Genomic DNA, 23,904 nt, shown 5'->3' with positions numbered 1-23,904 from the left:
CTCTCCACAATCCGCCGCTGAAAGCTCAGCGGAATTGATGCTAGGAGAAAGCGCTCCACTTGCCCAGGTAAAGCTTCCTGAGCTATGAGCGTCTCAACACGATGGTGGCCCGTATGATCCCGCGGGCTACTACTCGAATGGGTAGCGTGAAGGTCGGCGACTGCGCTTCGAGGTCGTCCCAACGGCGTAGGGGGGCCGCTCGGGGCTGGTAGCGATGCTGGTCGTTGTGGTATTGCAGCGCTTGTTCTCCGCCGCCGCGGAGCGAAAGGAAGAATGGGTGTCGGGGAATCGGGACGGGATGTTCCGCGGCCGTGAGGGAGAACGGGAGCTCCTGGACGGCGTGCTGGACGCGGGCACCGGTGTGGTGCTGATCGACGGCGCCGCGGGCACCGGCAAGACGCGGTTGCTGGCCGAGATCGCCGCCGTCGCCGCCGGCCGCGGCTTCGAGGTCGCCACCGCGCAGGACGAACTCGATCAGCCGTTCCTGTTGGCCCGCCTGGCAGAACGCCGGCCCGGTGGTCCCACGCTCGTCGTGCTGGACGATCTCCACCTGGCCGAGCCGGGCACCCTGGCCGCACTGCGCGCTCTGCTACCCGCCTCCACCCACGAGAAGGTGGTGTGGCTGCTCGCTCGCCGCCGCGGCGAGGGCGCCGACCGCCTGTTCGGTGCCGCCGCGCAGCGCGGTGCCACCAGGATCGAGCTGCGACCGTTGGCGGACGACGTGGTCGCGGACCTCGTCACCGACCTGGCGGGCGGTGACCCCGACCACGAGCTGAAAGCGCTTGCTTCCACCGCCCAGGGCAATCCGGCCGCGCTGATCGCGCTCTTCGGGGCCCTGCACGAGGACGACCTGGTGCTGACCGGCGCCGGGCGTGCCTCGATCAGGACCGACCGGCCACCGCACCGCACCGAGGCGTTGCTGCGCGACCGCCTGAGTGCGTTGAGCGGCAAGGCGAGGCACCTCCTGCAGGTCGCCGCCGTGCTCGGGCCGCGCTTCGAACCCGGTGACGTCGCGGAGATGCTGGCGTCGAGCACCGCGATCCTGCTGCCCGCCCTGGACGAGGTCATCCGCGCGGGCGTGGTGACGGCCCTCGACGACAGGCTGGCGTTCCGGCACGAACTGCTCTGGCGGCTGGTGGCCGACTCCGTGCCCCCGCCCGTGCGGCGCGCGCTGCACCGCGAGGCCGGCGAGATGCTGCTGGGACGCGGTGACTCCGCCGTCCTCGCCGCGAAGCACCTGCTGCACGGCGCTCAGCGCGGCGACGCCCGGTCGATCGACAGCCTGGTCGCGGCCGCGAAAGCCGTGCTGTGGAACGCTCCCGAGGCCGCCGCCGAACTCGCGGTGCGCGCGCTCGAACTGACCGACCAAGCGTCTGCTTCGCTGGTCCACCGCACGGTCATGGCGGTGAGAGCGCTCACCGCGGCCGGCCGGCTCACCGCCGCGCAGGCGCTCGCGGAGGAGGCCCTGTCCCGCCAGGTCTCCCCGGAGCCCGCCGCGAAACTCCGGCACTGCGTGGCCACGACGACGTTGCTGGGAGCCCGGTACGCGGAGTCGCTGGAGATCTCCGAGGCGTTGCTGCGCGAACCCGACCTGGCGCCGGACCTCGCGCCCTGGGTGGAGATCACCCGGCTGATGGCGTTGCTCGGCCACGACCGGCACCGCGCGCAGGAGCTGGCCGAGTCCGTCGTGCGCACCCGCCAGGGAGCGCCGGACGACGTGCTGGCAACGGCTTTGGCCGTGCTGGCGGCGATCGCGCGCGACACCGGCCGGCCCGGTGCCGCACTGGAACTGGCCCGCGAGGCCGCTCGGTCGAGCACCTCGCACGACCTCGGCGCGTACCCGCAACTGCTGCTCGCGACCCTGCTGGCGGGGCAGCGGGAGTTCGCCGACGCCGACAACGTGGTGCGACGGGTCCGCGGCGGGCCGTCCGCCGTGGTCACCAGGGGAGTCCTGACCGCGGTCGTGCAGGCGCGGATCCTGTTGCAGGCGGGGCGGATCGAGGAGGCCGCGGCCGAGGCGCGTGCCGCGCTGACGGTGGCGGAGGAGACCGGGCACGAGACGGTGGTCGCGCCGGCACTGGCGGTGCTGGCGATGGTCGCGATCCACACCGGCGACCTGCCCGCGGCCGTCGAGCACGTCGAGCGCTGCCGCGGCCGGGTCCCGGCCGATGGCTTGATCTTCTCGCACGCCTACTACCAGTGGACCGACGTGCTCGTCACCTACGTCGGGTCCGGGCTCGACAAGGCGCTCGCGCTGCTCGCCGGGGAGTATCCGGGCCTGGTGTCGTCGGGCCTGCTCGCGGAGGAACCCCGCGCCGCCGGCTGGTTCCTGCGCCGGGCGCTGGAGGCGGGGGACGAGCGGCTGGCGCGGGCCGTCGTGGACCACGCGGAACGGCTGGCGCAGGAGCATCCGGGATTCCCGGCGATCGGAGCGGCCGCGCTGCACGCGCGCGGCCTGCTCGACTCCGACGCGAAGTCGCTGGAACTCGCCGCGCGCGAACACCGGGACCTGTGGGCGCGGGCGAACGCGTCCGAGGACCTCGGCGCGCTGCTCGCGGACTCGCCGGACCGGTCGGAGCCGGTGAAGGTGCTGGAGAACGCGCTGGAGCTCTACCGGCAGATCGGCGCGTCACGGGACAGCGCGCGCGTCCTCGGCCGGTTGCGCAAGCTCGGCCGGCGTCGCAGGGCCGCTCCGGCGCGGCCTGAGTCCGGATGGTCGAGTCTGGACGACACCGAACGGGCCATCGCGAACCTGGTGGCCAAGGGTCAGACGAACCGGCAGATCTCCACGCAGCTGTTCATGTCGCCGCACACGGTGAACTTCCACCTGCGCAAGATCTTCCGCAAGCTCGGGATCAGCTCTCGCGTCGAGCTGGTGATGAGGTCGAGGGACGACCAGTAGGCGGCACGGTCCGCTTGGCCTGACGCCGCAGCTGCAGGATCCGGGCGGCGCCGACGACGGCGACCAGCAGCGCGCCGCCGATCGCGCCGAACAGCAGGGCCACACCCAGGGGCAGGCTGAACTGGCCCCACAGGAAGTGGATCGTGGCGTTGCCGCCGTTCTGCAGGATGAAGATCAGCAGGAAGATCAGCACGACGATCGCCACCAGCACGGCGATCCAGGTGCCGCTGATCCGGGTGGGCCGCAGCTTCTTCGGTGCGGCCACCGGCGCGGGCGGTGCGGTGGTCGGCGGAGCGGCGGCCGGCGGAGCGGCCGGGATGGGTTCCGTGACCGGTGTCTTCGGGGTCTCGTCGCTGGAGGTAGCCACGTACGGATTATCGGCGACCAGGAGTGATCCCGCGCGTTGGCGAACGGACTACAAGTTGCGCAATCCGGACAGCACGCGTTCGAGCAGCGCGATGTTCGGCTGGGCGCTCGGCTCGTGCACGGCGACCAGGTTCAGCGTGATCAGGTCGCTCAGCAGCACCCGCGTGACGCCGAGCGGGATCTTCATGAGCGCCGAGATCTCGGCGACCGAACGCGGCTGCAGGCACAGCCGCATCATCGCCGCCTGGTCGTTCGTCGCGCGGTAGAGCCGGTCCTCGTCGGTGGAGAGCAGCGTTTCCAGGCGCAGGTCGTGGCGGGCCGTGGTGCGGCCACCGGTGCGGGCGTAGGGACGAATGAGCGAGCTGTCCCTGGCGGGGCTGTTGTTCTGCTCTTCTGGCACAGGCCACTCCGGTGGCGGTTCCGGTGGGCGTTGGCGCAACGGTTGCTGACGGGGCAGTTGTTGCGTCTCCGCGCCGATGAAGTCTTCACTTCCGTCGGTGCGCAGCCGTCTACGGGTCGCCGGAGACCCGAAACGAGCCCCCGTGTAACCGATTTCCGTCGCTTCCTCGTCGTGCACGTGCTCAAGCTATAACGAAGTCGCCCAAATGTATGTGGATCACGTTGCCTTTTTGTCGGTCAGGTCGAATCTGACTTGGATTGCAGTGCCCGACGACGTCGTTTGGGTGCGCACGAGATCCGCCAAACGGTTGACGAGCAACAGACCGCGACCGCCCGGTTCGTTTGCGTGAACAGGGGTCCGGCCAGCGAGAACATCCGTGATGTGGCCGTTGTCGTTGACTTGGCAAACAATACTTTTGCTTTCCGACCAGACGCGGACCGTGCTCTCGCCGCCGCCGTGCCGCACGCTGTTCGTGGCCAGCTCGGTCACCGCGAGCGTGAAGTCGTCGACCCGGTCATGAGCCAGCCCCAGCTTGACGGCCTGCTCGCGCGCGAACGCCCGCACCGCCGCCATCGCGCCGGCGCCGACCGACGTGCTCGCCGCGTCGGACGGGATGGTCAACGGTAGTGAGTGGGCGGCGACGACCACCCGCGCGGGGTGGAAGTGGTCGCTGGGGCGGTGGCCGCTCGCGTCGATCACGACCGGGTGGGTCTTCTCGGCGTCGGCCAGGATGTCGTGTGTGAGGGTGGTGGTGCTGTAGGGGCACAGGATGCTCAGGTCACGTCCGCTGAACGCGTAGTTGACCAGCGCCTCGTGCAGCGTGCACGCCGGGTACTCGACGTCGGTGCGCAGGTCCCACACCGGTTCGCTGATGATGCGGACGGCCCCGCGGTGCCGGTCGGCGAACGCGCGGAGCTCCGGGATGATCCGGCCGGGGTTGCGGCCGGTGTCCGTCATGTCGAGGAACGTGACGAGGTGGGCGAAGCCGCTGAGCGCTTCCTTGAGCAGCTGGAGGTTCCTGCCCGGCACCGCCACCGCGACGGGTTCGGCGCTCGCGAGGCCCTCGACCACGAACGGGACGGTCCCGTCGATGTAGGACTCCTCGTCGGAGTAGAACAGCGCCGGATGTGCGAACGTCATGTGCCACCTCTCGTCAACATCCCAGGATGCGCACCCGGCACGTTGCTCAAACCATCATTTCTTGACCCTCACACCGTGTCAGCCCCTACACAGGAGCAGTCATGTTCACCATCGGAGACTTCGCCCATCTGGGGCGCGTGTCGGTGCGGATGCTGCGCCATTACGACGCGGTCGGGTTGCTCCCGCCGGCACACGTCGACCCGGTCAGCGGCTACCGCTTCTACACCGCCGCCCAGCTGCAACGACTGAACCGCCTGCTTGCGTTGAAAGACCTCGGTCTGACGCTCGACCAGGTGCGTGTGGTGTTCGACGAAAAGCTTTCCGTCGAACAGTTGCACGGCATGCTTTCGTTGCGGCGGGCCGAGCTGCGGCAGCAGATCCTCGCGGACGAGTCGCGGCTGCGCCGGGTCGAGGCACGTCTCCGCGTCATAGAGAGAGAAGGCGCCATGCCCACCGACGACATCGTCGTGAAGCCCGTCCCCGCCGTCCGGGTCGCCCGCCTCACCGCCACCGCCGCGTCGTACGAGCCCGAGGACATCGGCCCGGTCATCCAGCCGCTGTACCCGCAGCTCTTCGAACGCCTGGGCCGCGCTGGGGTCTCGCCGTGCGGCCACGGGATCGCGACCTACGAAACCGCCGAGGGAGACCAGGTGATCGTGCGGGCCGGGGTGACCGTGGCCGTGGAACCGTCCCCCTCCTACGACTTCGAGGTCGTCGACCTGCCGGCGCTGGCCGAGGCGGCGACGATCGTGCACCGCGGCACGATGGACGACGTCGACACCTCGTACCAGGCCGTGGCGGCGTGGATCGAGGCGCACGGGTACAAGCAGAACGGGTTCGCCCGCGAGGTGTACCTGAACTACGGCGAAGGTGACCCGGCGGACTGGGTGACCGAGCTGCAGCTGGAGATCACCAGGCCGTAACGGGCGGCTCGTCCTGGTGGATGCGCCGGTGGAGGGACTCCATCCGCTCGTCCAGCTGTGCCGCGATCATCGCGGTCGACATCAGCTCGCCCACGAAGTCCGCGGGCGGGCTGTCGTCGTACTTGTAGAACAGCTTGTGCTCCAGCGTGGCCCAGAAGTCCATCGCGATCGTCCGCAGCTGCACCTCGACCTTCACGTGCTCGACCCGGTCCGACAGGAACACCGGGATCCGCACGATCAGGTGCAGGCTGCGGTAGCCGTTCGGCTTCGGTGCGGCGATGTAGTCCTTGGTGTGCAGGATCTCCACGTCGTGCTGGCGCGCCAGCATCGCCTTGACCCGGTAGACGTCCGAGACGAACGGGCAGATCACCCGCACGCCCGCGATGTCGTCGAGCCAGTCGCCGATGGAGTCGAGGTCGAGCGGAAAACCCTTGCGCCGCAGCTTCTCCAGGATGCCTTCCGGCTTTTTCACCCGATTGGTGATGTGCTCGATCGGGTCGTGCTGGTGGACCGAGTCGAACTCCTCGCTCAGGATCCGGAGCTTCGTCATGAGCTCCTCGATCGCGAACTTGTAGACGAGCAGCCGCCGTTCGAGGTCGCGCAGCAGGCCCAGGTCGTCGGCGAGGTCGGTCACCACACCAGAGTACTGATCACGCTCGTCAGAACTGCGCGACCGCCTCGGGCGCGTAGCCGTAGAAGCCGGGAAGACCACCTGTGTGGAGGAACACGACTGGCACGTCGCTGCGCGGGGCGATCTCGCGGAACTTCACCGCGGCCTTGCCGGTGTAGACGGGGTCGAGGATCACGCCCTCGGTCTCCGCGAACAGCTTCAGCACGTCCCACATCTCCGGCGTGGGCACGCCGTAGCCCGGCCCGACCGTGTCGTCGGTGACGGTGAGGTGGCCGAGTCGCGGGGCCGGCTCGCCGAGGAGGGCGGCGGCGTCGGTGGCGAGGGTGCGCAGTTCCTGCTCGGCGTCCGCGGCGGTGTGCGAGACGCTCGCGGCGTGGACGGTGCCGCGCCAGCCCAGGAGTTCGGTGCCGAGCGCCACGCCCGCCGCCGTGGCGCCGCTGCCGTCCGGCACGACGATGGTGGCGTTGCCGATGCCGCGCTCGTTCAGCTGCCCGACGAGCTCGACGGCCGCCGCGACGTACCCCAGCGTCCCCAGCCCGTTCGAGCCGCCCACGGGCAGCGTGACGGCCTTGTCGTGGTTGACCTTCTCGTACGTCCGGACGGTCTCGTCGGCGTCCGCGCAGACGTGCACGTTGGCCCCGAACATGTGGTCCAGCACGACGTTCCCGGACCGCTCGTACGCGGCGCCCGTCATCGGCACCTTGGCCGTCAGCACGAGCTCGCAGCGCAGCCCGAGCTTCGCGCACGCCGCCGCGGTCTGGCGGCCGTGGTTGGTCTGCAGCGCGCCGAACGTGATGATCGTGTCCGCGCCCTGCTCGATCGCCTGGCCGAGCAGGAACTCGAGCTTGCGCAGCTTGTTGCCGCCCGCGCCGAGGCCGTTGACGTCGTCGCGCTTGATCAGGACCGGCGGGGCGCCGAGCGAGTCCGCGAGCCTGGGGGCGTCCTCCAGCGGGGTCGGCCAGGTGCCCAGGGAGACTCGGGGGAACGCGCTCAGGTCCATGCGGCGAGTTTAAGTGCCTCGTGTTCGGAGGGTTCTTCGCCGATGCCGTGCAGGACGTGGGCGAGGATCTCGATGCCGCGGACCACGCGGGGGCCCGGCCGGTTGAAGTAGGACGGTCCGTCCAGCACCCACGTCTCGGGCAGCGGCTGGCCGGGGAGTTCCCGCAGCGTCCGCTCGGGCGGGAAGCCGCAGGGCATGAGCAGGACCACGTCCGGCTCCGCGTCGTGGACCGACTGCCAGGTGATCGGCCCGGTGTGCTCGCCCTTCCCGGCGAGGAGCGGGACGCCGCCCGCGGCCGTGATCTGTTCCGGGACCCAGTGCCCGGCGGGCCAGCACGGGTCGAGCCACTCGATCGCGGCCACGCGCGGGCGGACGAGGTCCCTGGTCCGCCGCTCGACGTCGCCGACGCGCTGCCGCAGGGCGGCGACCCTGTCCGCGCTGTCGACGCCGAGCACGTCGCCCACGGTCTTCAGGCAGCCGAGCACCTCGTCCAGCGTGGAAGGTTCGAGGCTCAGCACCGTCGGGCCGATGTCCATCACCCGGACGGTGCCGGTGACCTCGCGGTACGAGATCGCGCAGACCTCGCAGAGGTCCTGGGTGAGGATCACGTCCGGTTCGAGGTCGTGCAGCAGGTCCGCGTCCAGGCCGTAGAGCGACGACCCGCGGTGGACGGTCGAGTTGATCTCCCTGCTGCTCAGGGCGTCCTGGTCGACGCCGGTGCTCGTGACGACGGGGACGCCCGCCACCTCGGCGGGCCAGTCGCACTCGTGGGTGCGTCCCACCAGGTGTCCGGCCAGGCCCAGCTCGGCGACGATGTCGGTGGCCGCGGGCAGCAGCGAGACGATCCGCATCAGACCTCCCTGCCGAACTCGGCGTACCGCGTGGAACCGCTCTCAACGGCCGCCAGAGCGAGCGTGAGGCGGCGGTGCAGTGACGGGTAGATGCGCGGCTTCGCCTCGTCCAGCGTCAAGTACAGGACGCCTTCCAGTTCGGGATCGCACGCCACGGCACCGTCCACGACGCCACCGTCGAACACGAACTGGTGGCAGTCGCTCCAGACCCCGTTGCGCGGCGTCCAGTCGACCACCAGCAGCGGTCCCAGAGCCACGGACAGGCCGAGTTCCTCCCGGATCTCCCGCCGCGCCGCGGCCTTCGGGGACTCGTCCTCCTCGGTCATGCCTCCGGGGATGTCCAGCACCGCCTTGTAGGTCGGCACGACGAACAGCACGCGTCCGGTGGAATCACGGATCAGCGCTCCTCCCGCACACGTCTTGGTGGGCCGGCTGGACGCCACTCCGGGCACGTGCTCCAGCTCGGCCGGGCCCTCGTCGAGAACATCGGCGGCGAATGAGGCGGGGTCTCCCGCGTGCAGTGCGGACACGAGCCGATGATCACACCACAGGGTGAATGGTGCACGCCCTGTACACCGTTCCGGCGCTGGTGAGCCGACGTCCGGACCATGACGGTCTGCAACCAAACGATCGGGGAGTACGCTTACCCCTGTAACTCCGTGCGATCAATCGCCGATGTCCAGGCAACATCGGTGGAGGTGACGCCAATGGGGGCAACCGGTGCCGCCAAGCGCAGACGTGACGGTGGATCGGCCCCGTGGTCGGTGGTCGGACTCACCGTCGTGTTCGTCGTGGTGGCCCAGGTCCAGTTCGCCATCGCGATCGCGGAATCGGTCTGGTGGCCGGCCGTGGTCGGGGTGCTGCTGCTGGCAGCGGCGGTCGCGTTCGTGAAGACGGCGCGCAGGCTGCGTTGGGAAGACAGCGACTCGTACGAGGCACCGCCCGAGGTGGCCCAGCCGCTTCCGGCAGAGCTCCACGAGAGCCACGTCGACGCCGACGGAAGCCTGGCACGCGCGGTCGGCGAAGTCGTCCACGCGTCACGGCGCTGGCGGGCCTGAGGGCCTCATGAGCGGAGGCCGGGCCACGGGGTGGTCCGGTCATCTCGCCGTGTCCCGGGGCTCCGCACCCGCAGAATGAGGACATGCCGACGTCTGCCGAGTGGCTCGAAGTGCGCGCTCACCTGCTCGAACACCGCCACGCGCTGGCGCTCACGGCCGTCGCCGAGTACCAGGACGTGCCCAGGGTCGCCGGCACACCGCTGCTCACGTCGCCGGACTGGATGCCCGCCGGGCCGATCCCGCTGGCCGACCTCTCGCTGGAGCTGAAGGCGTCCACCGCGCTGCCCGAGGTGCCGGCCTCGGTGCTCCCCGACGGGTTCGGCAGCTACTCGGAGGCGATGGCCGCGCTCGCCGCGCCCGCCGTGTTCCAGAACCGCGAGACCTACCGGCTGCTCGGCTTCACCGGGCGGCACCTGACGTTCGGGCTCGGCAGCTACTTCGACGGCATCGACGTGGGCGAGGCCTGTGCGCACGAGTACGCGGCGCGCGACCTCGGGCGGATCAGCGCGCTGCCGGTGCGGTCGGCCGTCGGTGATCCGTGCGATCCCCGGCGCAGGCCCGTCAACGTCGCCATCAGCACGCTGACCCTGCGGCACGACGAGGTCTCCGGCGAGGCGACGTTCTTCCTGCACTGGCGCGACCCGAAGCGCGTGGGGCACGCGGGCGGCATGTTCCAGGTGTTGCCGGTCGGGGTGTTCCAGGGATCGTCCGAGGCCGACTTCTCGTTGTGGCACTGCATGATCCGCGAGTTCGCCGAGGAGATGCTCGGCGCGGAGGAGATCCACGACGCCGACTACGAGTCCTGGCCGTTCGCCCAGCGGCTCACGGAGGCGGCCCGCGTGTTCTACCTCGGCACGGGCGTGGACCCGCTGACGTTCGCCACCGACATGCTGACCGTGGCGGTGATCGAGGCCTCGCGGTTCGACGAGCTGTTCGGCGATCTGGTGCCGCACAACGAAGAGGGCCAGGTGCTGCGCGGACTTCCGTTCACCGCCGCGAACGTCGAGCGCTACGCCCGGCACGAACCGACGCAGGCCGCCGGTGCCGCACTGCTGGCGCTGGCCTGGCAGCACCGGGAGGAACTGCTCAGGGCCTGAACGGGTTCGGCAGGGAGGCCCACCTGGTCGTGCGCGGGTCGAGCCGCATCAGCGTGAGCGGCTTGGCGGGCAACGGGTCGTGCAGCAGGGCGTGCCGGTCCGGGGTGTCCGGGACCGTCGCGGCCACGACCTGCCAGAGTTCGGCGTCCGGGGCGTCGAGCGCTCCGACCACCCCGGTCAGCGCGGTCGAGAAGAAGGTCGCGAACGTCTTGGCGCGCAACGCGTCGGGGCTCGCGTGCAGGCGTTGGGGCAGATCGGCGCGCGGGCTGACCCGGATGTCCGCCAGGTCGCGATAGATCAACCGGCGCGGGCGGCCGTGCACCAGGCCCACCAGGAGGTTCTGCTCGTGGGCCTCCAGCGCCACTCCGCGCGCGAGCAGGGTCATCAACGGTGGGACGGCCAGCTCGCAGAACTCCGCGAGCCACCCGAACGGGTCACCCAGTGCGCGGATGGGCGGAGGGTCGCCGGCGGTCAGCGCGGCCAGGGGCAGCAGCGCCTCGCCCTCGCGCGGCACGGGTCTGTCGCGCAGGATCACGCCGAGCCTCCGGTCCGGTTCGCCGTCGGTGAGCACGGCGGCCGACGCCCGGTTGTGCTGCAGTTCGATGCCCTCGACAGTCCTGTCCAGGAAGTCGGAGACCGTCGTCGCGGTGGCGATCGAGCCGCCGGAGATGTCCCGCACGGCCGAGGTGATCTGGGCGCTCAGCGTCGTCTTCACGTGCCAGGCGCCGGCCGAGAGCGTGCGCAGTGCCATCAGCGGGCTGGCGTCGAGCGTGCCTGCGCTGGGCACGTTCAGGCGGTCCGCCTGCCAGGGGTGCACCGGGAGGAGGATCCGCTCGCCGTCGCGCAACTCGTCCGGCCAGTCGCCGAACACCACGTGCTGTGCCGCGGGGTGCAGCCGCAGCGGCACCACCGGGCGGTGCTCCGGGCCGTACGCGAGGTGGTCGGAGGCGGTGAACCCGGTGCGGTTGCGGCAGCACGGGTGCAGCGGATGGCCGTCGACCACGCTCTGCTCGTGCTCCTCCAGCGTCCTGAGCGGGAACGGGGTCGCCAGCGGGCTCGTCGTGCGGGACAGGGCCAGTCCGGCCACGCTGTGGGCGACCTCGGCGATCAGGTCCTCCGAGTGGGGCCAGTGCAGCGCGGTGAGGAGGTCGACCGGGTGCGAGTACTCGGCCGGGTCGACGCTGACCTGCGGCAACGGCTCGACCGCGAAGGCCCGGCGCAGGCGCGCGAGGATCGCCGCACGAGCGCCGGGCAGCGCCGAGATGAACCTTTCGGCACGTGTTCCGTCCAGCGCGGCGGCGAACTCGGACTCGACCGGTGTTTGCGTCAGAATGATCTGATCCTGACACATCGCCGGAGGGAAGCGGACACCGGTGGAATCGAGCACTGACCCCGACGGCATCACCTCGACGGCGCTGCTGAACTGCCTGCGCCGCGAGGTGGGGGAGTGGGCGGACGGCACGCTCCGGCTGCCCCGCACCGGAACCCTGCTGCGCGCGCGGGAGGGGCGCTGGCTGTCGGACCCCGAGGTGTTCACCGGTTCGTGGCAGCCGTTGTCCTGGCACGAACTCGCTGTGCTCGTCACGAAGGAGCTCGGCGACCCGCCGGTCGGCTTCCTGGACGAGATCGCGGGCTCGCGGTCGGCCATCGCCGCCGTGCTCGACGCCCGCACCGCTCCGCCCGCCGACCTCTACCGGCGCTCCGAGCAGGCGTTGGTCGCCGGGCACCGCTACCACCCCGCACCGAAGGGCCGCGGTGGCCTGCCCGCGGCGCAGTGGCTGCCGTACGCGCCCGAGGTGCACGCGAGCTTCTCGTTGGCACACCTGGAAGGCTCGTTCGCCGACGACGGCGAGGTGCCGTTGCCCGCCGGCGTCCTCCCGGCACACCCTTGGCAGCTTTCGTTGCTGGGACTCGAAGGTCCGGTGTCCGGGCCCGAGGTGTGGCCGACGTCCTCGGTGCGCACGGTCTACGACCCGGCGGCCGACCTGTTCTACAAGTTCAGCCTCGACGTGCGGATCACCAACGACGTGCGCCGGTTGTGGGCGCACGACCTGCGGTGGATCCCGCCGCTCGCGCGCCTGCTGAGGCCGGTGTTCGCGGACATCGCCTCGGTCTTCCCCGGTGCGGCCTTCCTGATCGACCGCGGCTACCGGACGTCACCGGACTCCTTCGAGGGCCTGGCGGTCGTGGTGCGTGACGGCATCCGGCAGCACGCGCTTCCCGGCGTGACCCCGTTGCTGGCGGCCGGGATCGGCGAGGGCTTCGAGGGCAATCCCCTGGACGGCTTGGACTCCGACGGCGCGCTGCGGTGGTTCCGCCAGTACGTCTCGGTGGTCGTTCCCCCTGTGCTGCACGCGTTCTTCGCACACGGTGTGGTGATGGAGTGCCACCTGCAGAACGTCGTGGTGGGCGTCGACGCCGAGGGCATGCCGGTCCAGGCGATCTACCGCGATCCCGAAGGCATGCGGCTGCTGCCCCGTCACGCCGAGCTGCTGTCCTCGATGAACGGAGCGGACGGATCGCGGGGAGTGTCCGAGGCCAAGGGCTGGGAGCGGCTGCGGTACTGCCTCGTCGTCAACCACCTGATCGAGATCGCGGGCGCGGTGCTGGACCGGCACCCCGGCCTGGACGTGTGGGCGGAGGCGCGGTCTGTCTTCGTCGCCTATGCGCGAGATCACGGAAGGGATCAGGTCATGTCGTTGCTGGAGGACAGGTTCGTGCCCGCCAAGGCGAACCTCCTGTTGCGCTGGACGCGCGCGGAGGGTGCGGCGAGCCGGTACGTCGACTGCCCGAACCCGTTGTACCGAGCACCGTGACGATCATCGGCAGCACCTGCATCCACTCGGCAACCTGGGCGCTCGCTGCCGCGTGAGGGTTTCGTGCTGTGTCTTCTGGGGTGCCGGAAGTTCCACGACCTGCGCGCGCAGGTCCGAGGCGGGACGCGACCCTGGGGTGCTGACCGAGGCGCTGACAGGCCTCGACGGCGAGTGGGCGAGCGAGGAACGCGACCGGCTGGAACAGGAGCGGCAGGCGGCCTCGCACGAGCCGGTCGACGCGCGGCCGGCGGCCGGTGGCCGAGCTGGCCGCACGGGTCGCGCGCCACCCGCTGAACGAACGCGTGGCGCGCCAGTACCTGCCGGCACTGAACCGGGCCGGGCGCGGCATCGGCGCGCTGGGTCACACCGTCGTGGCGCTGGGCCGGTGCTCACGCGCCGAGGCGGGGGGCGAGGCGCTCGGCATCTACCTCCAGCGGGTATGGAGGCGGAAACCGAGTGCGTACAACGACTTCTCGCCTGCTGAGGGCGGTGGCGAGCTCAGGTCCTCGCTGGTGCCGCGTGCACCACGGCGTCGTCGAAGACCAGCGGCTGCCACGCACTGGCACCCTCGCGGCCGTGGCCGGGATCGACGCCGACGAACATGCGTCCGCCGACCCGCACCCGCACGTGCCGCGCCTGCCAGTCGACGGTGGCGCGCTGCCGGATCCGCCCGTCACACGTCCACCTCTGGTCGCCGAAGTGCACGATCGAGGAGTGGCCGTGGATCTGTCCGAACGGGACGATGCCCCCGTACCGCATCCACGGCTCGTGCAACGCGGCTCCCGACTCCGCCCACAACGGCCCCGTTTCCGAATCACGGCCGTGCGCGCCCATGCGCCAGATCAGGTCGGGCCGTTCGTTGAGCAGATCCGCCGCCGCTGTGGCGGTGGCGGGTTCGCCCAGCCGTTGCCAGGCAGCGAGCGTCAACCCCGCGTGGGTGAGCAGGAACTCCTCCCCGCCCGCCGTGACGGCCGCGGCGACCTGCATCCGGCCGTCCGCCCACCACGCGCGCAACGTCTCGATACCCTGCGGTGGCAGGGGATCGGGCCAGAAGACCTCGCGGCCGGGCAGGTACTGGGCCTCGTGGTTGCCCACCAGTTGCACCCAGCCCTGGCCGAGCCGCTCGTCGACCACGTCGAGCACGCCGAGGCTGTCCGGTCCGCGGTCCACCAGGTCGCCGACCTGGATCACGACCAGACCGGCACCCAGCTCCCGCAGTGCTCGCCGCAGCTGGTCCGCGTGCCCGCCGACGTCGCCGATGACGGCAATCCTGGCCATGCCCACCCCCTGCGATCCACGCTACCTCCGCGCGCATCGGTCAGGAGAGGACTGTGGCACGCTGCCGGTTCCTCATCGGCGGGAAGCCCTGGCGGGAAGCCCTGGCGGGCACGGCCTTCCGCGATCTCGTCCACCAGTGCACCACCTGGCGAACTCCGGCCGTTCAGAGCAGGCGCTTGATCTCTCCCCTCGCCCGGTAGAAGCCGCCGCTCGCCGAGGTGTGGATCTCGGTCACCAGGTATCGCGCACCGGGCACCCGGATGTCCTTCGGGAACTGCACGGCGCGGGAGCGGTCGTAGCCGTCGGAGATCACGTGGACGCGCATGCGGCCGCCCTCCTGCACGCACTCCACGACCACGCCACCGGCTGGAATCGCGCTTGCGACCACGGTTTCGACCTCGGCCGTCGCTTCGACGCGCTGCCAGTGGTCGGCCTTGATGTCGCTGCGCTGCGGCAGTTCGCCCTGCTCCGCCGCGTGGATGGCCGCGGGGCTGGCGTCGATGCACGCCAGCGAGCCGTCCGTCGTGACGATGTAGAGGCGCTCGTCGCGGTACTGCATGGAGAACGCGGAACCGCAGCCCGTGGCGAGCTTCCACAGACGCGTGCCGTCGGCCGCGAAGCAGTACACCGACGAGTGGTTGTCCCCGGCGAACACGTAGTCGCCGCCCGGCGAGGTGGCGCAGGAGAAAACCGCCGCGTCACAACGGTAGCGCGCGGTCTCGGCCCCGGTGGCGCGCGACAGCCGGTGCACCCACCCGCGGCTGGTGCCCGCGAACACCTCGGCCGGCTCCTGCCAGCCGAACAGCACCGCACCCGTCGTCTCGGCGTGCCACACGGGATCGCCGGTGCGCGCCGCGTAGTGCGTGACGCCTCGGGAGTGCCCGTGGAACGCGCCTTCCGGTGCACACCGCACCATCCACGCGCTGTCGCCCGCGCTGCGACGCGACCACTGGAACTCGTCCTCGTGGTCGACGATCGTGATGCCGCCCTGCCGGTCCGACACGCCGAGCACGCCGTCGTCGATGTCGAGCCAGTAGATGTCGACGTCGTTGGCGATCTCGTACGCCACGCGCGGAACCTTGCCGCCCAGGTCGTACACGCGCCCGTCGTCACAGCCCGCGTAGATCCAGAAGTCGTCGGCGACGATGCACTTCACGCCGTCCGGTAAGCCGTAGCGCCCCGTGACCCGGCCGTCGTGCGCGAGCGTGAAGACGTCGCCGCGCTCGTTGCCGACCCAGGCCTCGTCCTCGCCGATGAAGATGCCGAACGCGGGCGCGCCGGAGTGGAACCGCCACAGCACAGGGGCTTGCCGCGCGCTGGACTGCACGCTGGTGATCTCGCGCCGGGTGATCGCCCGCCGCTGCCGCCGGCCCTTGACCGCGGGCGCGTAGCCCTTGCGGACCTTCTCGCCGATCTTCTTCTCGGCCGCGCTCACCGCCTTGGCCTCGTCGGCGAACGTGGACTCGCGCGTCGAGCCCCGCTCGCCGATGCGGCCGAACGTGATGCTCACCTTCGTGCCGTCGACGACGACCTCGTAGAACTTGTGCGCGCTTCCGCTCGCCTCGGACAGCTCCAGGTACGTGGTGGCAGCAGCCACGGTCTTCCCCCTCGCGTTGATCAGCTGAAATGACCGTAGCAAGGGGGTCTGACAATTCCTGGTGTCAGGCGTTCGCGAGCCCGTTGCGGAACCAGTCCGGCATCTGCTCGTCGTTGCGCGGGAACCACTTCTGCTCGGTGGCGAAGTTCTCCGGGGACGGCGCGGCGTCGAACTTCGGTGCCTCGTCGCGGTTGTAGCGGATGGAGAACGTGCCCGGAGGGTCCAAGATGTACTCGAACTCGATCCACGAGCCGAGGCCCTCGGAGTACATGCCCTTGCGCAGCTGCTGGAACTTCCGCCACACCTCCGGCGGGAACGACCAGCCGCGGACGGTTCCGTCCGCCATCTTCACGCCCGTGTCGGCCTCGCTGTGCGGGCCGATCATCTTGGCGCGCAGCACCAGGCGCGACCACCCCTGCGGCAGGGTCGGCAGGATCTCCTGGGTGATCTCCGCGAGCTTCTCCTGCTGCTCGATCGGACTGAGCGCCGGCCAGTTCGCCATGGTTGTTCGCTTCCTCCTAGATCGCGGTCGGGCCCGGCCAGCCTACTGATCGGCCAGGCTCGCCTCGTGTGCGCGCTGCAGTTCCAGCCCGCGCTCGACGGTCTCGCGCAGCCACCCCCGCAGGTGCTCGTCGGAGCGCGGGAACGCCTCCAGATCGCGCACGAACATCATCGGGTGCAGCTCGGGCGACCACCGCGGGTCCTCGTCGTAGTTGAACGTCACCTCGGGCTCGGCCTCGCGGCGCAGCACGAACCGCGCCGACAGCCACGTGCCGCGGTCCTCCTCGTACATCTGCTCGCGGAGCTCCTGCAGCTGGTCGGTGATCTCCGCCAGCCGCACCTCTCCCGCGAACCGGCCCTGGGCGTCCTGCGCGGACGTGGCGAGCTCGTACGCCATGACGTTCGCCCAGACGTCCAGGGTGACGCGGTTCCACCCGACCGGGGCACCCGCCTCCAGCAGCGCGCAGATCTCAGCGACCCTTGTACCGGTCCTGGGGTCCATAGTTCACCTCCGGCCGGTTCGGGAAGACGCGCTCCTTGGTCACCACGTTCTCCACGACCGGCTTGTTGTCCGGGCCGAGCTGGACGGTACCGTCCGCGTTGCGCGCGTACGTGACCTCCTGCCAGCGCATGGTCACCTCGGACGGCACGCCGTCCGCCTCGCGGGTCGCCCGCACCTGGTAGTTCTCGATGTCCTGGTGCGCCGGCTTCGAGAACTCGACGAGCTCCGTCTCCTTGTTGCGCCACGACGGCTCGTGGAACCAGCCGTCCTTGGCGTTGCCTGAGTTGGACCCCGCCATCTGCCCGTGCATGTTGAGGTACTCGCCGAAGCCGCCGAGCTCGTTGGCCAGCAGGTGGCCACCCGCCCACTTGACGCGCGAGTTCTCGATCTCCTGGTCGGTGAGCGTGCGGTCCGGCGGGTTACTCGGATACGCGGCCTCGCCTTCCTGGTAGGCGCGCTGCTGGGCACCCTTGCCGCTGTCGTCGTCGCGGTAGTTCTTGGTCTGGCCGCCCGCCTCGACGTCGCCGGTCATCGAGTCGGTCTGACCGTGCTGGTCGGTGTGGAAGGCCAGCATCTTGTCGTTGTTGTGGTAGTTCGGCACCTGGTACTTGGCGTCCGGCAGCAGCGGGTGGCTGAGGTCGGGGTTGAACCCGGACCACTTGCCCTTGCCGTCGACCGCCATGTCCTGGCGGCCGGGCGTGGCCTCGACCCACTTGACGTTGCCGTCGCCGTCGGTGATGAACGTCGTGCGCGTGCCGTTCTGGTTGGCCACCGGGTACTCGGTCCACGGCTGCAACGGCTGGTGGTCCCGCAGCGGCACCGGCACCGGGTCGGGGTTCTCGATCGGCTGGAGCCGGTCGGGCTGGGTGTTGCCGTCCGGCACGGTCTCGCGGTCGCGGTGCGGCGCCTGGATCTCGTCGTGCCGGTGGAGCGGCTGCCGCGGAGCGTCCGGGTTGTTCGGGTCGACCGGCTGGTGCGTGGGCCGGTCGAAGTCGACGAACCGCTCGTTGAACGCCGGGTCGTCCGCCGGGATGACCCGGTCCTTCGGCGGCGGCGTGTACTCGGGGTCGGCGTCCGGGTCGTTGCCCTGCGCGCCGTCCCCGCGGTCCACGGCGTCGACGCCGTCGGTGTCCCGATCGCTGCCGGGCGCGTACCCGTCGTCGCTCGCCCTGGTCCTGGAACCGTCCGGGTGGTGCGTCTCCCACTCGCCGTTGGGCGGAATCCGGGGCGAGCGCGTGCCGTCGGGCGAGATCTCGGGGTCGCTGGTGAAGACCCGGCCGCTGCTGTCCGTCCACGCGGGCTTGGTAGGCGCCACGACCGGCGCGTCGAGGTGCCGGGACAACTGCTGCGCGAAGTCGTTGCTGCCCGCGTCGCACCCGATCAGCCGGACGGGCCTGCTGCCGTCGTAACCGCTGCGCCGCAACATGTCCGCGTACTCGGCGGGCGTGTAGTCGTGCCCGCCGACGCGAGCCCGGCCGTCCGGCGTGACGTGCACGTCGGCCGTGAAGAACCGCGGGTCGTCCGGCACGCGGTGGGGCAGGTCGCCCATGTCGGGGTCGCCGCCGTGGTGCGAGACACCGGCAGGAGTTTGTTCGGCGTGCCGCTCGTGCGCCTGCTCCGGCGAGGGCCGCTCTTCCGCGTGGGACTGCGGTGCGTCGCTGTCGGGTCGGTTGTCGGCGTCGTTGTGGTGGCCGGGGGCGTCGGTGTCGCGGTGCGCGCTGGCGGGCCCGTTGCCGGGACCGTCGGGTCGCGCGGCGTCAGGCCTGGTGCCGTCCGGGCGGTTGCTGTCGGGACGGTTGCTGTCCGGCCTGTTGCTGTCGGGACGAGAGTTGTCGGGACTGTTGCCGTCTGGCCCGTTGTTGTCGGGCCGCGAGTTGTCGGGCCGGGTGCCATCCGGACGAGAGCTGTCGGGCCTGGTGCCGTCCGGACGTGACGTGTCGGGTCGTGAGCCGTCGGGACGGTTGTGCGGCTGACCGGGCGCGTCGGGACGCTGGCCGGGGTGCGTGACGGGACCGTCGGCACCACGCGGGCGGGCGCCGTCGGGCCGGGTGCCGTCGGGTCGGGTGGCGTCCGGACGCTGGTGCGGTGCGGGCGAGTCCGGCCTGCTCGGCCCGCCGGGGCCATGACCGCCGGGCGTGTGCGGGCCGGGACCACCGGCGTGCGGCGCCCCCGGACCACCCGGAGTCGGCGCGAAGCCGGGCTGCTGCGGCGTGTGCGGGTTTGCGGGACCACTCGGCCCGGCGTGCGGGGCGTCCGCGTGAGTCGGCGAAGTGGTTCCCTGCGGACGGGTCGGTGTGTCTGCCCGCGCCGACGGCGACGTGGTTCCAGGACCACCGTGCGACCCGTCAGGCGAGTGCGGTGCACCTGGGCTGCCGGGACCAGACGGCCCGTTGGGGTTGTGCGGTGAGCCGGGACCGCCATGCGGTGCTGACGGTGCGTTGGGCGTGTGCGGCGCACCTGGACCGCCGTGCGGCGAGTTTGGTCCCGAGGGGCCGTTGGGGCTGTGGGGTGCGCCGGGACCGCCGTACGGCGAGTTTGGTCCCGACGGTGCGCTGGGGCCGTGTGGCGCACCCGGACCGCCGTGCGGCGAGTTTGGTCCCGAGGGGCTGTTGGGGCTGTGGGGTGCGCCGGGACCGCCGTACGGCGAGTTTGGTCCCGACGGTGCGCTGGGGCCGTGTGGCGCACCCGGACCGCCGTATGGCGAGTTTGGTCCCGAGGGACCGTTGGGGGTGTGGGGAGTGCTGGGGCCGCCGTGGGGCGCGTTCGGCGTGCCTGTGTGCGGTGCGGCGGGGGAGTGCGGTGCGCTCGGACCGTGCGGCGCGGACGGGCCGAAGCCCGGCTGCGAGGGAGCCGACGGCCTTGCCGACGACGGGGTCATGTCCGGGGTGCGCTGCGAAGGCATTCCCGAGCCCAGGTCACCGCGTGCGCCCGGCGTGCCGGTCCAGCCTCCGCCGGAACCCGGACGTGGGCCGCCCCCTGCCGGGGCACCGCCCGCGGGACCTCCGGCGGGTCCTCCCGCGGGACCGCCCATCGGACCCTGCTGCGGAGTGGTCGTGGAGCCTGCCGGCGGTCCGCCGTCCCGTGGTGCGGACGGGGCGTGCTGCGACGGTGCTTCCGGTGCTGCGACGCCAGCCTGAGTGGTCTGGCCGGTGTTGCGCGGCGGGGCCGCCGGTGCGTCGGGAGACGACGTCGGTCCGTGCGTGGTCGGGCCCGCTGGGCCACCTGACGGAGACGGACCGCTCGACGGCGAACCCGGCGAACCCGGTGACGGGGCGTTCGACGTGCTGGGGCCGTCCGGTCCCGGCGAGGACGAAGGCCCGCTCGGTGAAGACGAGGGTCCGTTCGGCGACGGTGCGCTCGGGGAGGACGTAGGCGCGTTCGGCGAGGACGAAGGTCCACCCGGTGAAGGTGCGGAAGCCGACGGCGAATTCGTTGAAGGCGAAGGCGAAGCCGGACTCGGACCGTCCGGAGAGGACGGTGAAGACGGCGAGGACGGTGAGGACGGTGAGGACGGTGACGGGCTCGACGGCGCGGAAGGCGACGAAGTCGAGGGCGCGTCAGGGGAGGAGCTGGTGGGCGAGCCGCTGGTGTGCGTGCCGCCGGCGTTCGGGAGGTCTGGGCCATCAGTGCGGTGGAAGAGACCGCCGGGCTTGATGGACTTGGTCGAGATCACGTCCAGGCCGGTGACCTTGCCGACCAGCTTGCCGACGACCTTCATGATCTTCGTGAAGATCTCGACGATCTTGCCGAGCAGCGGCGAGACCTTCTTGATGGTCTTGATGAGCTTTTGGATGAGCTCACCGATGCGGGTGGCCCACTTCGAGATCGCGGTGACGGCCTGCGCCACGATCACCGGCGTGCCGAACCCGAGCGTGAACACGGCCTCGAGCACCCACGCGATCAGCTTTCCGACCAGGTCGGCGATCAGGTCGCGCACCATCTCGCGCACGAAGGCGACGACCATGCCCATGACGCCGACGACGGTGCCGACGGAACCGGCGGCGGACGCGGCACCGGTGATCGCGTCGCCCTGGGCGCCCGCGGCGGCCCGGTACGCGTCCGCGGCGGGTCCCTGCCACTCGGCGGTGCCCTGCACGGCCTGCTGGTAGTCCTGCGCGATCTTGCCGAGCTCCTCGGCGACCTTGCTCCACGTGGCCGAGTACGACTCGATCACCGGCGGGTCGCCCGCCAGCCAGTCGAGCGCCTCCTTCAACGGCTGCATGTGTTCCATCAGGAACGACGCCGCCGAGGACAACAGGGTGCCGAACGGGTCGATCGCCATCGACGCGGCGTCCGCGACGAGGCCCACCATGCCCAGGCCGCCCTCGACCCAGTTGCCGTCCTTGATGCCGTTGTACGTGTCCATTGCGGACTCGGCGATGGAGATGCCCGTCGCCCAGCCGTTGTCGCCGGTCCCGGCGTTCATGAACCCCGACGGCTCGGCGTCCGGCTTGACCACCAGAGGATTCGACATCACACGCCTCCGATGATCTTGGTGATGGCCTCCGGCACGTGCCGTCCTTCCCCCGAAACGCAGTCGTTCCCCAAGATGACGCAGCGCCGGACGCGCCGGTTCCACGAGGTTCCCGAATGGGCCGAACAGCGCAGTCGCGTTGCTCCACGAGCCCGTCCCCGTCCCCACGAGTTCGGGACGGGGACGGGGAAGGACCGCGTCAGGCCTGGGCGGTCACGACCGGGGCCGGTTCCTGCGGCAGACGTCCGAGTTCCGCCGTCGGACGCCGGAAGGTCTCGCGTCCCGTCGCGATCGCGGTGGCGCTGATCGCGCACACCACGGCCGTGAAGATCGCGACACCGATCCAGTCGTCACGGCCGGAGCCGATCGCCGCCACCACGCTGGGAGCGAAACCGGCGACGGCGAACCCGATCTGCGTGCCGATCGCCATGCCGGACAGCCTGACCTCGGTGCTGAACATCTCGCCGTACAGCGACGGCCAGATGCCGTTGATCGCGGAGTACGCCACGCCGAACAGCAGGATGCCGAGCGCGAACACCAGTCCGTACGCGCCGATGGAGATCGACCACAGGTAGGGGAAGATCAGCACGGCGCACGCGCCGCAGCCGGCGAGGAACACCGGTTTGCGGCCGACTCGGTCGGAAAGCCCTGCCAGCAAGGGGATCGCGGCCAGGGCGACGACGTTGGCGAGGACGCCGACCCAGAGCATCGGCGTGCGCGCCAGGCCGACCGTGTTCACCGCGTAGCTCAGGGCGTAGACGGTGAAGATCGTGCTGACCGAGGCGATGGTGGCCGCGACGACGACGCGCAGGACGTCGGCCCAGTGCGTCCGGAACAGCGTCGCCACGGGCAGCTTGGCCGGCTTGGTGCGCTTGAACTCCGCGGTCTCGTCGATCTTGCGGCGGATGACGAGGCCGACGACCACGACGACCGCGCTGCACCAGAACGGCACGCGCCAGCCCCACGTCAGCAGGTCCTCCTGGGGGAGCGCGGCGACGGGCAGGAAGATCGCCGTGGCGAGGATCTGCCCCGCCTGCGTGCCGCTCAGGGTGAAGCTGGTGAAGAACGCCCGGCGGTGCTGCGGTGCGTGTTCCAGCGACATCGAGTTCGCGCCCGCCTGCTCGCCCGACGCCGAAAGTCCTTGCAGCAGGCGGAGAACGACGAGCATGACCGGTGCGAGGACCCCGGCGGTGTCGTAGGTGGGCAGGCAGCCGACGGCGAACGTCGCCACGCCCATCAGCAGCAGCGTGAAGACGAGGACCTTCTTGCGGCCGAAGCGATCGCCGACGTGCCCGAGCACGAACGCGCCGAGCGGCCGGGCGGCGTAGCCGACGCCGAACGTGGCGAGGGCGAGCAGGGTTCCCGTCGCCGGATCGGCGGCGGGGAAGAACACCTTGTTGAACACCAGCGCGGCGGCGGTGCCGTAGATGAAGAAGTCGTAGTACTCGAGGGCGCTGCCGATCCAGGCTGCCAGCGCAGTCTTGCGGGCCATCGATGTGGTCACGGCGTACTCCTATGTACGGCCTAGTTAGTTAATACAAGGTCGGATACGCCACCCCCGCGTGTCAAGGGTCAGATTTCAGCTGGTCAAGTAAGTGATCAACATGTCACCGAGCATGCGTCGGTGGTGGTCGCGGCGGCCGGGGTCGAGCATGTCCCGTCCGAAGATCGCGGCGAACGTGTGCCGGTTCGCGAGCCGGAAGACGCAGAACGAGCTGATCACCATGTGCACGTCGAGCGGGTCGGCGTCGGCGCGGAACCGCCCGGCGGCGCGGCCTCGTTCGAGGAGCTTCGTCAGACCGTCGAGCGCCGGGTTCGCGAGGCCCGCCAGCACTTCAGAGCGGGCGATGTGCTCGGCGCGGTGGATGTTCTCGATGCTGACGAGCCTGATGAAGTCGGGGTGCGCCTCGTGGTGGTCGAAGGTCAGCTCCGCGAGCCGGCGGATGCCCTCCTCCGGTTCGAGGTGCTCGACGTCGACCTCGGCCTCCAGCGCCCGGATCGCCAGGTACGCCCGCTCCAGCACGGCGATGTAAAGCTGTTCCTTGCCGCCGAAGTAGTAGTAGATCATCCGCTTGGTGGTGCTGGTGCGCTCGGCGATCTCGTCGACCCGTGCCCCTGTGTAGCCCTTGTCCGCGAACTCCCGCGTGGCCACTTCCAGGATGTCGGCGCGCGTGCGGTCCTTGTCGCGCTGGCGCTCGGCATCGGATGACGACGGTGCGGTCACCGAGCCCCCTTCGATCTGCGGATGACCAGCCAACTCTAGGGCCTGTGTCGAAGTCTGGTCCGCGATAGCCGGGCCCGAGGCGGCCCCTGGTGGCACGGCCGGACGGCCCACATACAACACCGGTATGCGGGCCGTCCGGCCGCG

Annotated in this window: 20 protein-coding genes; 5 read left to right on the top strand and 15 right to left on the bottom strand. The window is 70.7% G+C overall.

What is annotated here, in order from left to right:
* Positions 1-277 precede the first annotated feature (277 nt).
* On the top strand, positions 278-2,902 hold the full coding sequence (locus AB0M48_RS06230; protein WP_363836292.1) for a LuxR C-terminal-related transcriptional regulator: 2,625 nt from the start codon (positions 278-280) through the stop codon (positions 2,900-2,902).
* Here AB0M48_RS06230 and AB0M48_RS06225 read toward each other — a convergent pair.
* From AB0M48_RS06225 to AB0M48_RS06215, 3 genes are all read right to left on the bottom strand, one after another.
* Positions 2,856-3,269 carry a lipopolysaccharide assembly protein LapA domain-containing protein gene (locus AB0M48_RS06225; protein ID WP_363836291.1) on the bottom strand — a complete coding sequence of 138 codons (414 nt, stop codon included), beginning with the start codon at positions 3,267-3,269 and terminating at the stop codon, positions 2,856-2,858. The genes AB0M48_RS06230 and AB0M48_RS06225 overlap by 47 nt on opposite strands.
* 48 nt (positions 3,270-3,317) lie before the next feature.
* A complete protein-coding gene (locus tag AB0M48_RS06220) occupies positions 3,318-3,668 on the bottom strand; it encodes a DUF742 domain-containing protein (protein ID WP_363836290.1) in 351 nt (116 codons plus the stop codon).
* A gap of 216 nt (positions 3,669-3,884) precedes the next feature.
* Positions 3,885-4,808, bottom strand: a complete 924-nt coding sequence (locus AB0M48_RS06215; RefSeq protein ID WP_363836289.1) for an anti-sigma factor RsbA family regulatory protein — start codon at positions 4,806-4,808, stop codon at positions 3,885-3,887.
* A gap of 101 nt (positions 4,809-4,909) precedes the next feature.
* Between AB0M48_RS06215 and AB0M48_RS06210 the strand changes: the two genes are divergently transcribed.
* Positions 4,910-5,731 carry a MerR family transcriptional regulator gene (locus AB0M48_RS06210; protein ID WP_363836288.1) on the top strand — a complete coding sequence of 274 codons (822 nt, stop codon included), beginning with the start codon at positions 4,910-4,912 and terminating at the stop codon, positions 5,729-5,731.
* Here AB0M48_RS06210 and AB0M48_RS06205 read toward each other — a convergent pair.
* From AB0M48_RS06205 to AB0M48_RS06190, 4 genes are read right to left on the bottom strand one after another with little or no spacing between them, the layout of a single operon-like run.
* Entirely contained in the window at positions 5,718-6,365 is a 648-nt protein-coding gene (locus tag AB0M48_RS06205) for a GTP pyrophosphokinase family protein (protein WP_363836287.1), read from the bottom strand. The two genes, AB0M48_RS06210 and AB0M48_RS06205, sit on opposite strands and share 14 nt — an antisense overlap.
* Positions 6,366-6,390: 25 nt before the next feature.
* Positions 6,391-7,362: a D-cysteine desulfhydrase family protein gene (locus tag AB0M48_RS06200; protein WP_363836286.1), complete on the bottom strand. Its 972-nt coding sequence runs from the start codon at positions 7,360-7,362 to the stop codon at positions 6,391-6,393.
* Positions 7,353-8,213, bottom strand: a complete 861-nt coding sequence (locus AB0M48_RS06195) for a cobalamin-binding protein (protein WP_363836285.1) — start codon at positions 8,211-8,213, stop codon at positions 7,353-7,355. The genes AB0M48_RS06200 and AB0M48_RS06195 overlap by 10 nt, the downstream gene beginning before the upstream one ends.
* Positions 8,213-8,743 (bottom strand): NUDIX hydrolase, encoded by a 531-nt coding sequence (locus tag AB0M48_RS06190; protein ID WP_363836284.1) that lies wholly within the window; start codon positions 8,741-8,743, stop codon positions 8,213-8,215. The genes AB0M48_RS06195 and AB0M48_RS06190 overlap by 1 nt, the downstream gene beginning before the upstream one ends.
* Positions 8,744-8,920: 177 nt before the next feature.
* Between AB0M48_RS06190 and AB0M48_RS06185 the strand changes: the two genes are divergently transcribed.
* Positions 8,921-9,271 (top strand): hypothetical protein, encoded by a 351-nt coding sequence (locus tag AB0M48_RS06185; protein ID WP_363836283.1) that lies wholly within the window; start codon positions 8,921-8,923, stop codon positions 9,269-9,271.
* An 83-nt stretch (positions 9,272-9,354) separates the two neighbouring features.
* On the top strand, positions 9,355-10,368 hold the full coding sequence (locus tag AB0M48_RS06180; protein WP_363836282.1) for a hypothetical protein: 1,014 nt from the start codon (positions 9,355-9,357) through the stop codon (positions 10,366-10,368).
* Here AB0M48_RS06180 and AB0M48_RS06175 read toward each other — a convergent pair.
* Complete coding sequence (locus AB0M48_RS06175) at positions 10,358-11,719, bottom strand: IucA/IucC family protein (RefSeq protein ID WP_363836281.1); 1,362 nt, start codon at positions 11,717-11,719, stop codon at positions 10,358-10,360. The two genes, AB0M48_RS06180 and AB0M48_RS06175, sit on opposite strands and share 11 nt — an antisense overlap.
* Before the next feature lie 22 nt (positions 11,720-11,741).
* Here AB0M48_RS06175 and AB0M48_RS06170 point away from each other — a divergent pair, with 22 nt between their 5' ends.
* A complete protein-coding gene (locus AB0M48_RS06170; RefSeq protein WP_363836280.1) occupies positions 11,742-13,184 on the top strand; it encodes an IucA/IucC family C-terminal-domain containing protein in 1,443 nt (480 codons plus the stop codon).
* Positions 13,185-13,682: 498 nt separating this feature from the next.
* On the opposite strand, the gene AB0M48_RS06165 is transcribed toward AB0M48_RS06170, so the two are convergent.
* From AB0M48_RS06165 to AB0M48_RS06135, 7 genes are all read right to left on the bottom strand, one after another.
* Positions 13,683-14,462 (bottom strand): metallophosphoesterase, encoded by a 780-nt coding sequence (locus tag AB0M48_RS06165; RefSeq protein WP_363836279.1) that lies wholly within the window; start codon positions 14,460-14,462, stop codon positions 13,683-13,685.
* A gap of 163 nt (positions 14,463-14,625) precedes the next feature.
* On the bottom strand, positions 14,626-16,059 hold the full coding sequence (locus AB0M48_RS06160; RefSeq protein WP_363836278.1) for a WGR domain-containing protein: 1,434 nt from the start codon (positions 16,057-16,059) through the stop codon (positions 14,626-14,628).
* A 64-nt stretch (positions 16,060-16,123) separates the two neighbouring features.
* Positions 16,124-16,561: a hypothetical protein gene (locus AB0M48_RS06155; RefSeq protein WP_363836277.1), complete on the bottom strand. Its 438-nt coding sequence runs from the start codon at positions 16,559-16,561 to the stop codon at positions 16,124-16,126.
* Between the two features lie 42 nt (positions 16,562-16,603).
* Positions 16,604-17,062, bottom strand: a complete 459-nt coding sequence (locus tag AB0M48_RS06150; protein WP_363836276.1) for a hypothetical protein — start codon at positions 17,060-17,062, stop codon at positions 16,604-16,606.
* Positions 17,031-21,536 (bottom strand): hypothetical protein, encoded by a 4,506-nt coding sequence (locus tag AB0M48_RS06145; RefSeq protein WP_363836275.1) that lies wholly within the window; start codon positions 21,534-21,536, stop codon positions 17,031-17,033. The genes AB0M48_RS06150 and AB0M48_RS06145 overlap by 32 nt, the downstream gene beginning before the upstream one ends.
* A 199-nt stretch (positions 21,537-21,735) precedes the next feature.
* Entirely contained in the window at positions 21,736-23,040 is a 1,305-nt protein-coding gene (locus tag AB0M48_RS06140) for an MFS transporter (protein WP_363836274.1), read from the bottom strand.
* A 75-nt stretch (positions 23,041-23,115) separates the two neighbouring features.
* A complete protein-coding gene (locus tag AB0M48_RS06135; RefSeq protein ID WP_363836273.1) occupies positions 23,116-23,760 on the bottom strand; it encodes a TetR/AcrR family transcriptional regulator in 645 nt (214 codons plus the stop codon).
* Between the last annotated feature and the right edge of the window lie 144 nt (positions 23,761-23,904).

The organism is Lentzea sp. NPDC051208, assembly GCF_040682435.1.
Taxonomy (GTDB): Bacteria; Actinomycetota; Actinomycetes; order Mycobacteriales; family Pseudonocardiaceae; genus Lentzea; species Lentzea kristufekii.
The sequence above is the reverse complement of the archived record's forward strand: the minus strand, read 5'-3'. Positions and strand labels throughout refer to the sequence as shown.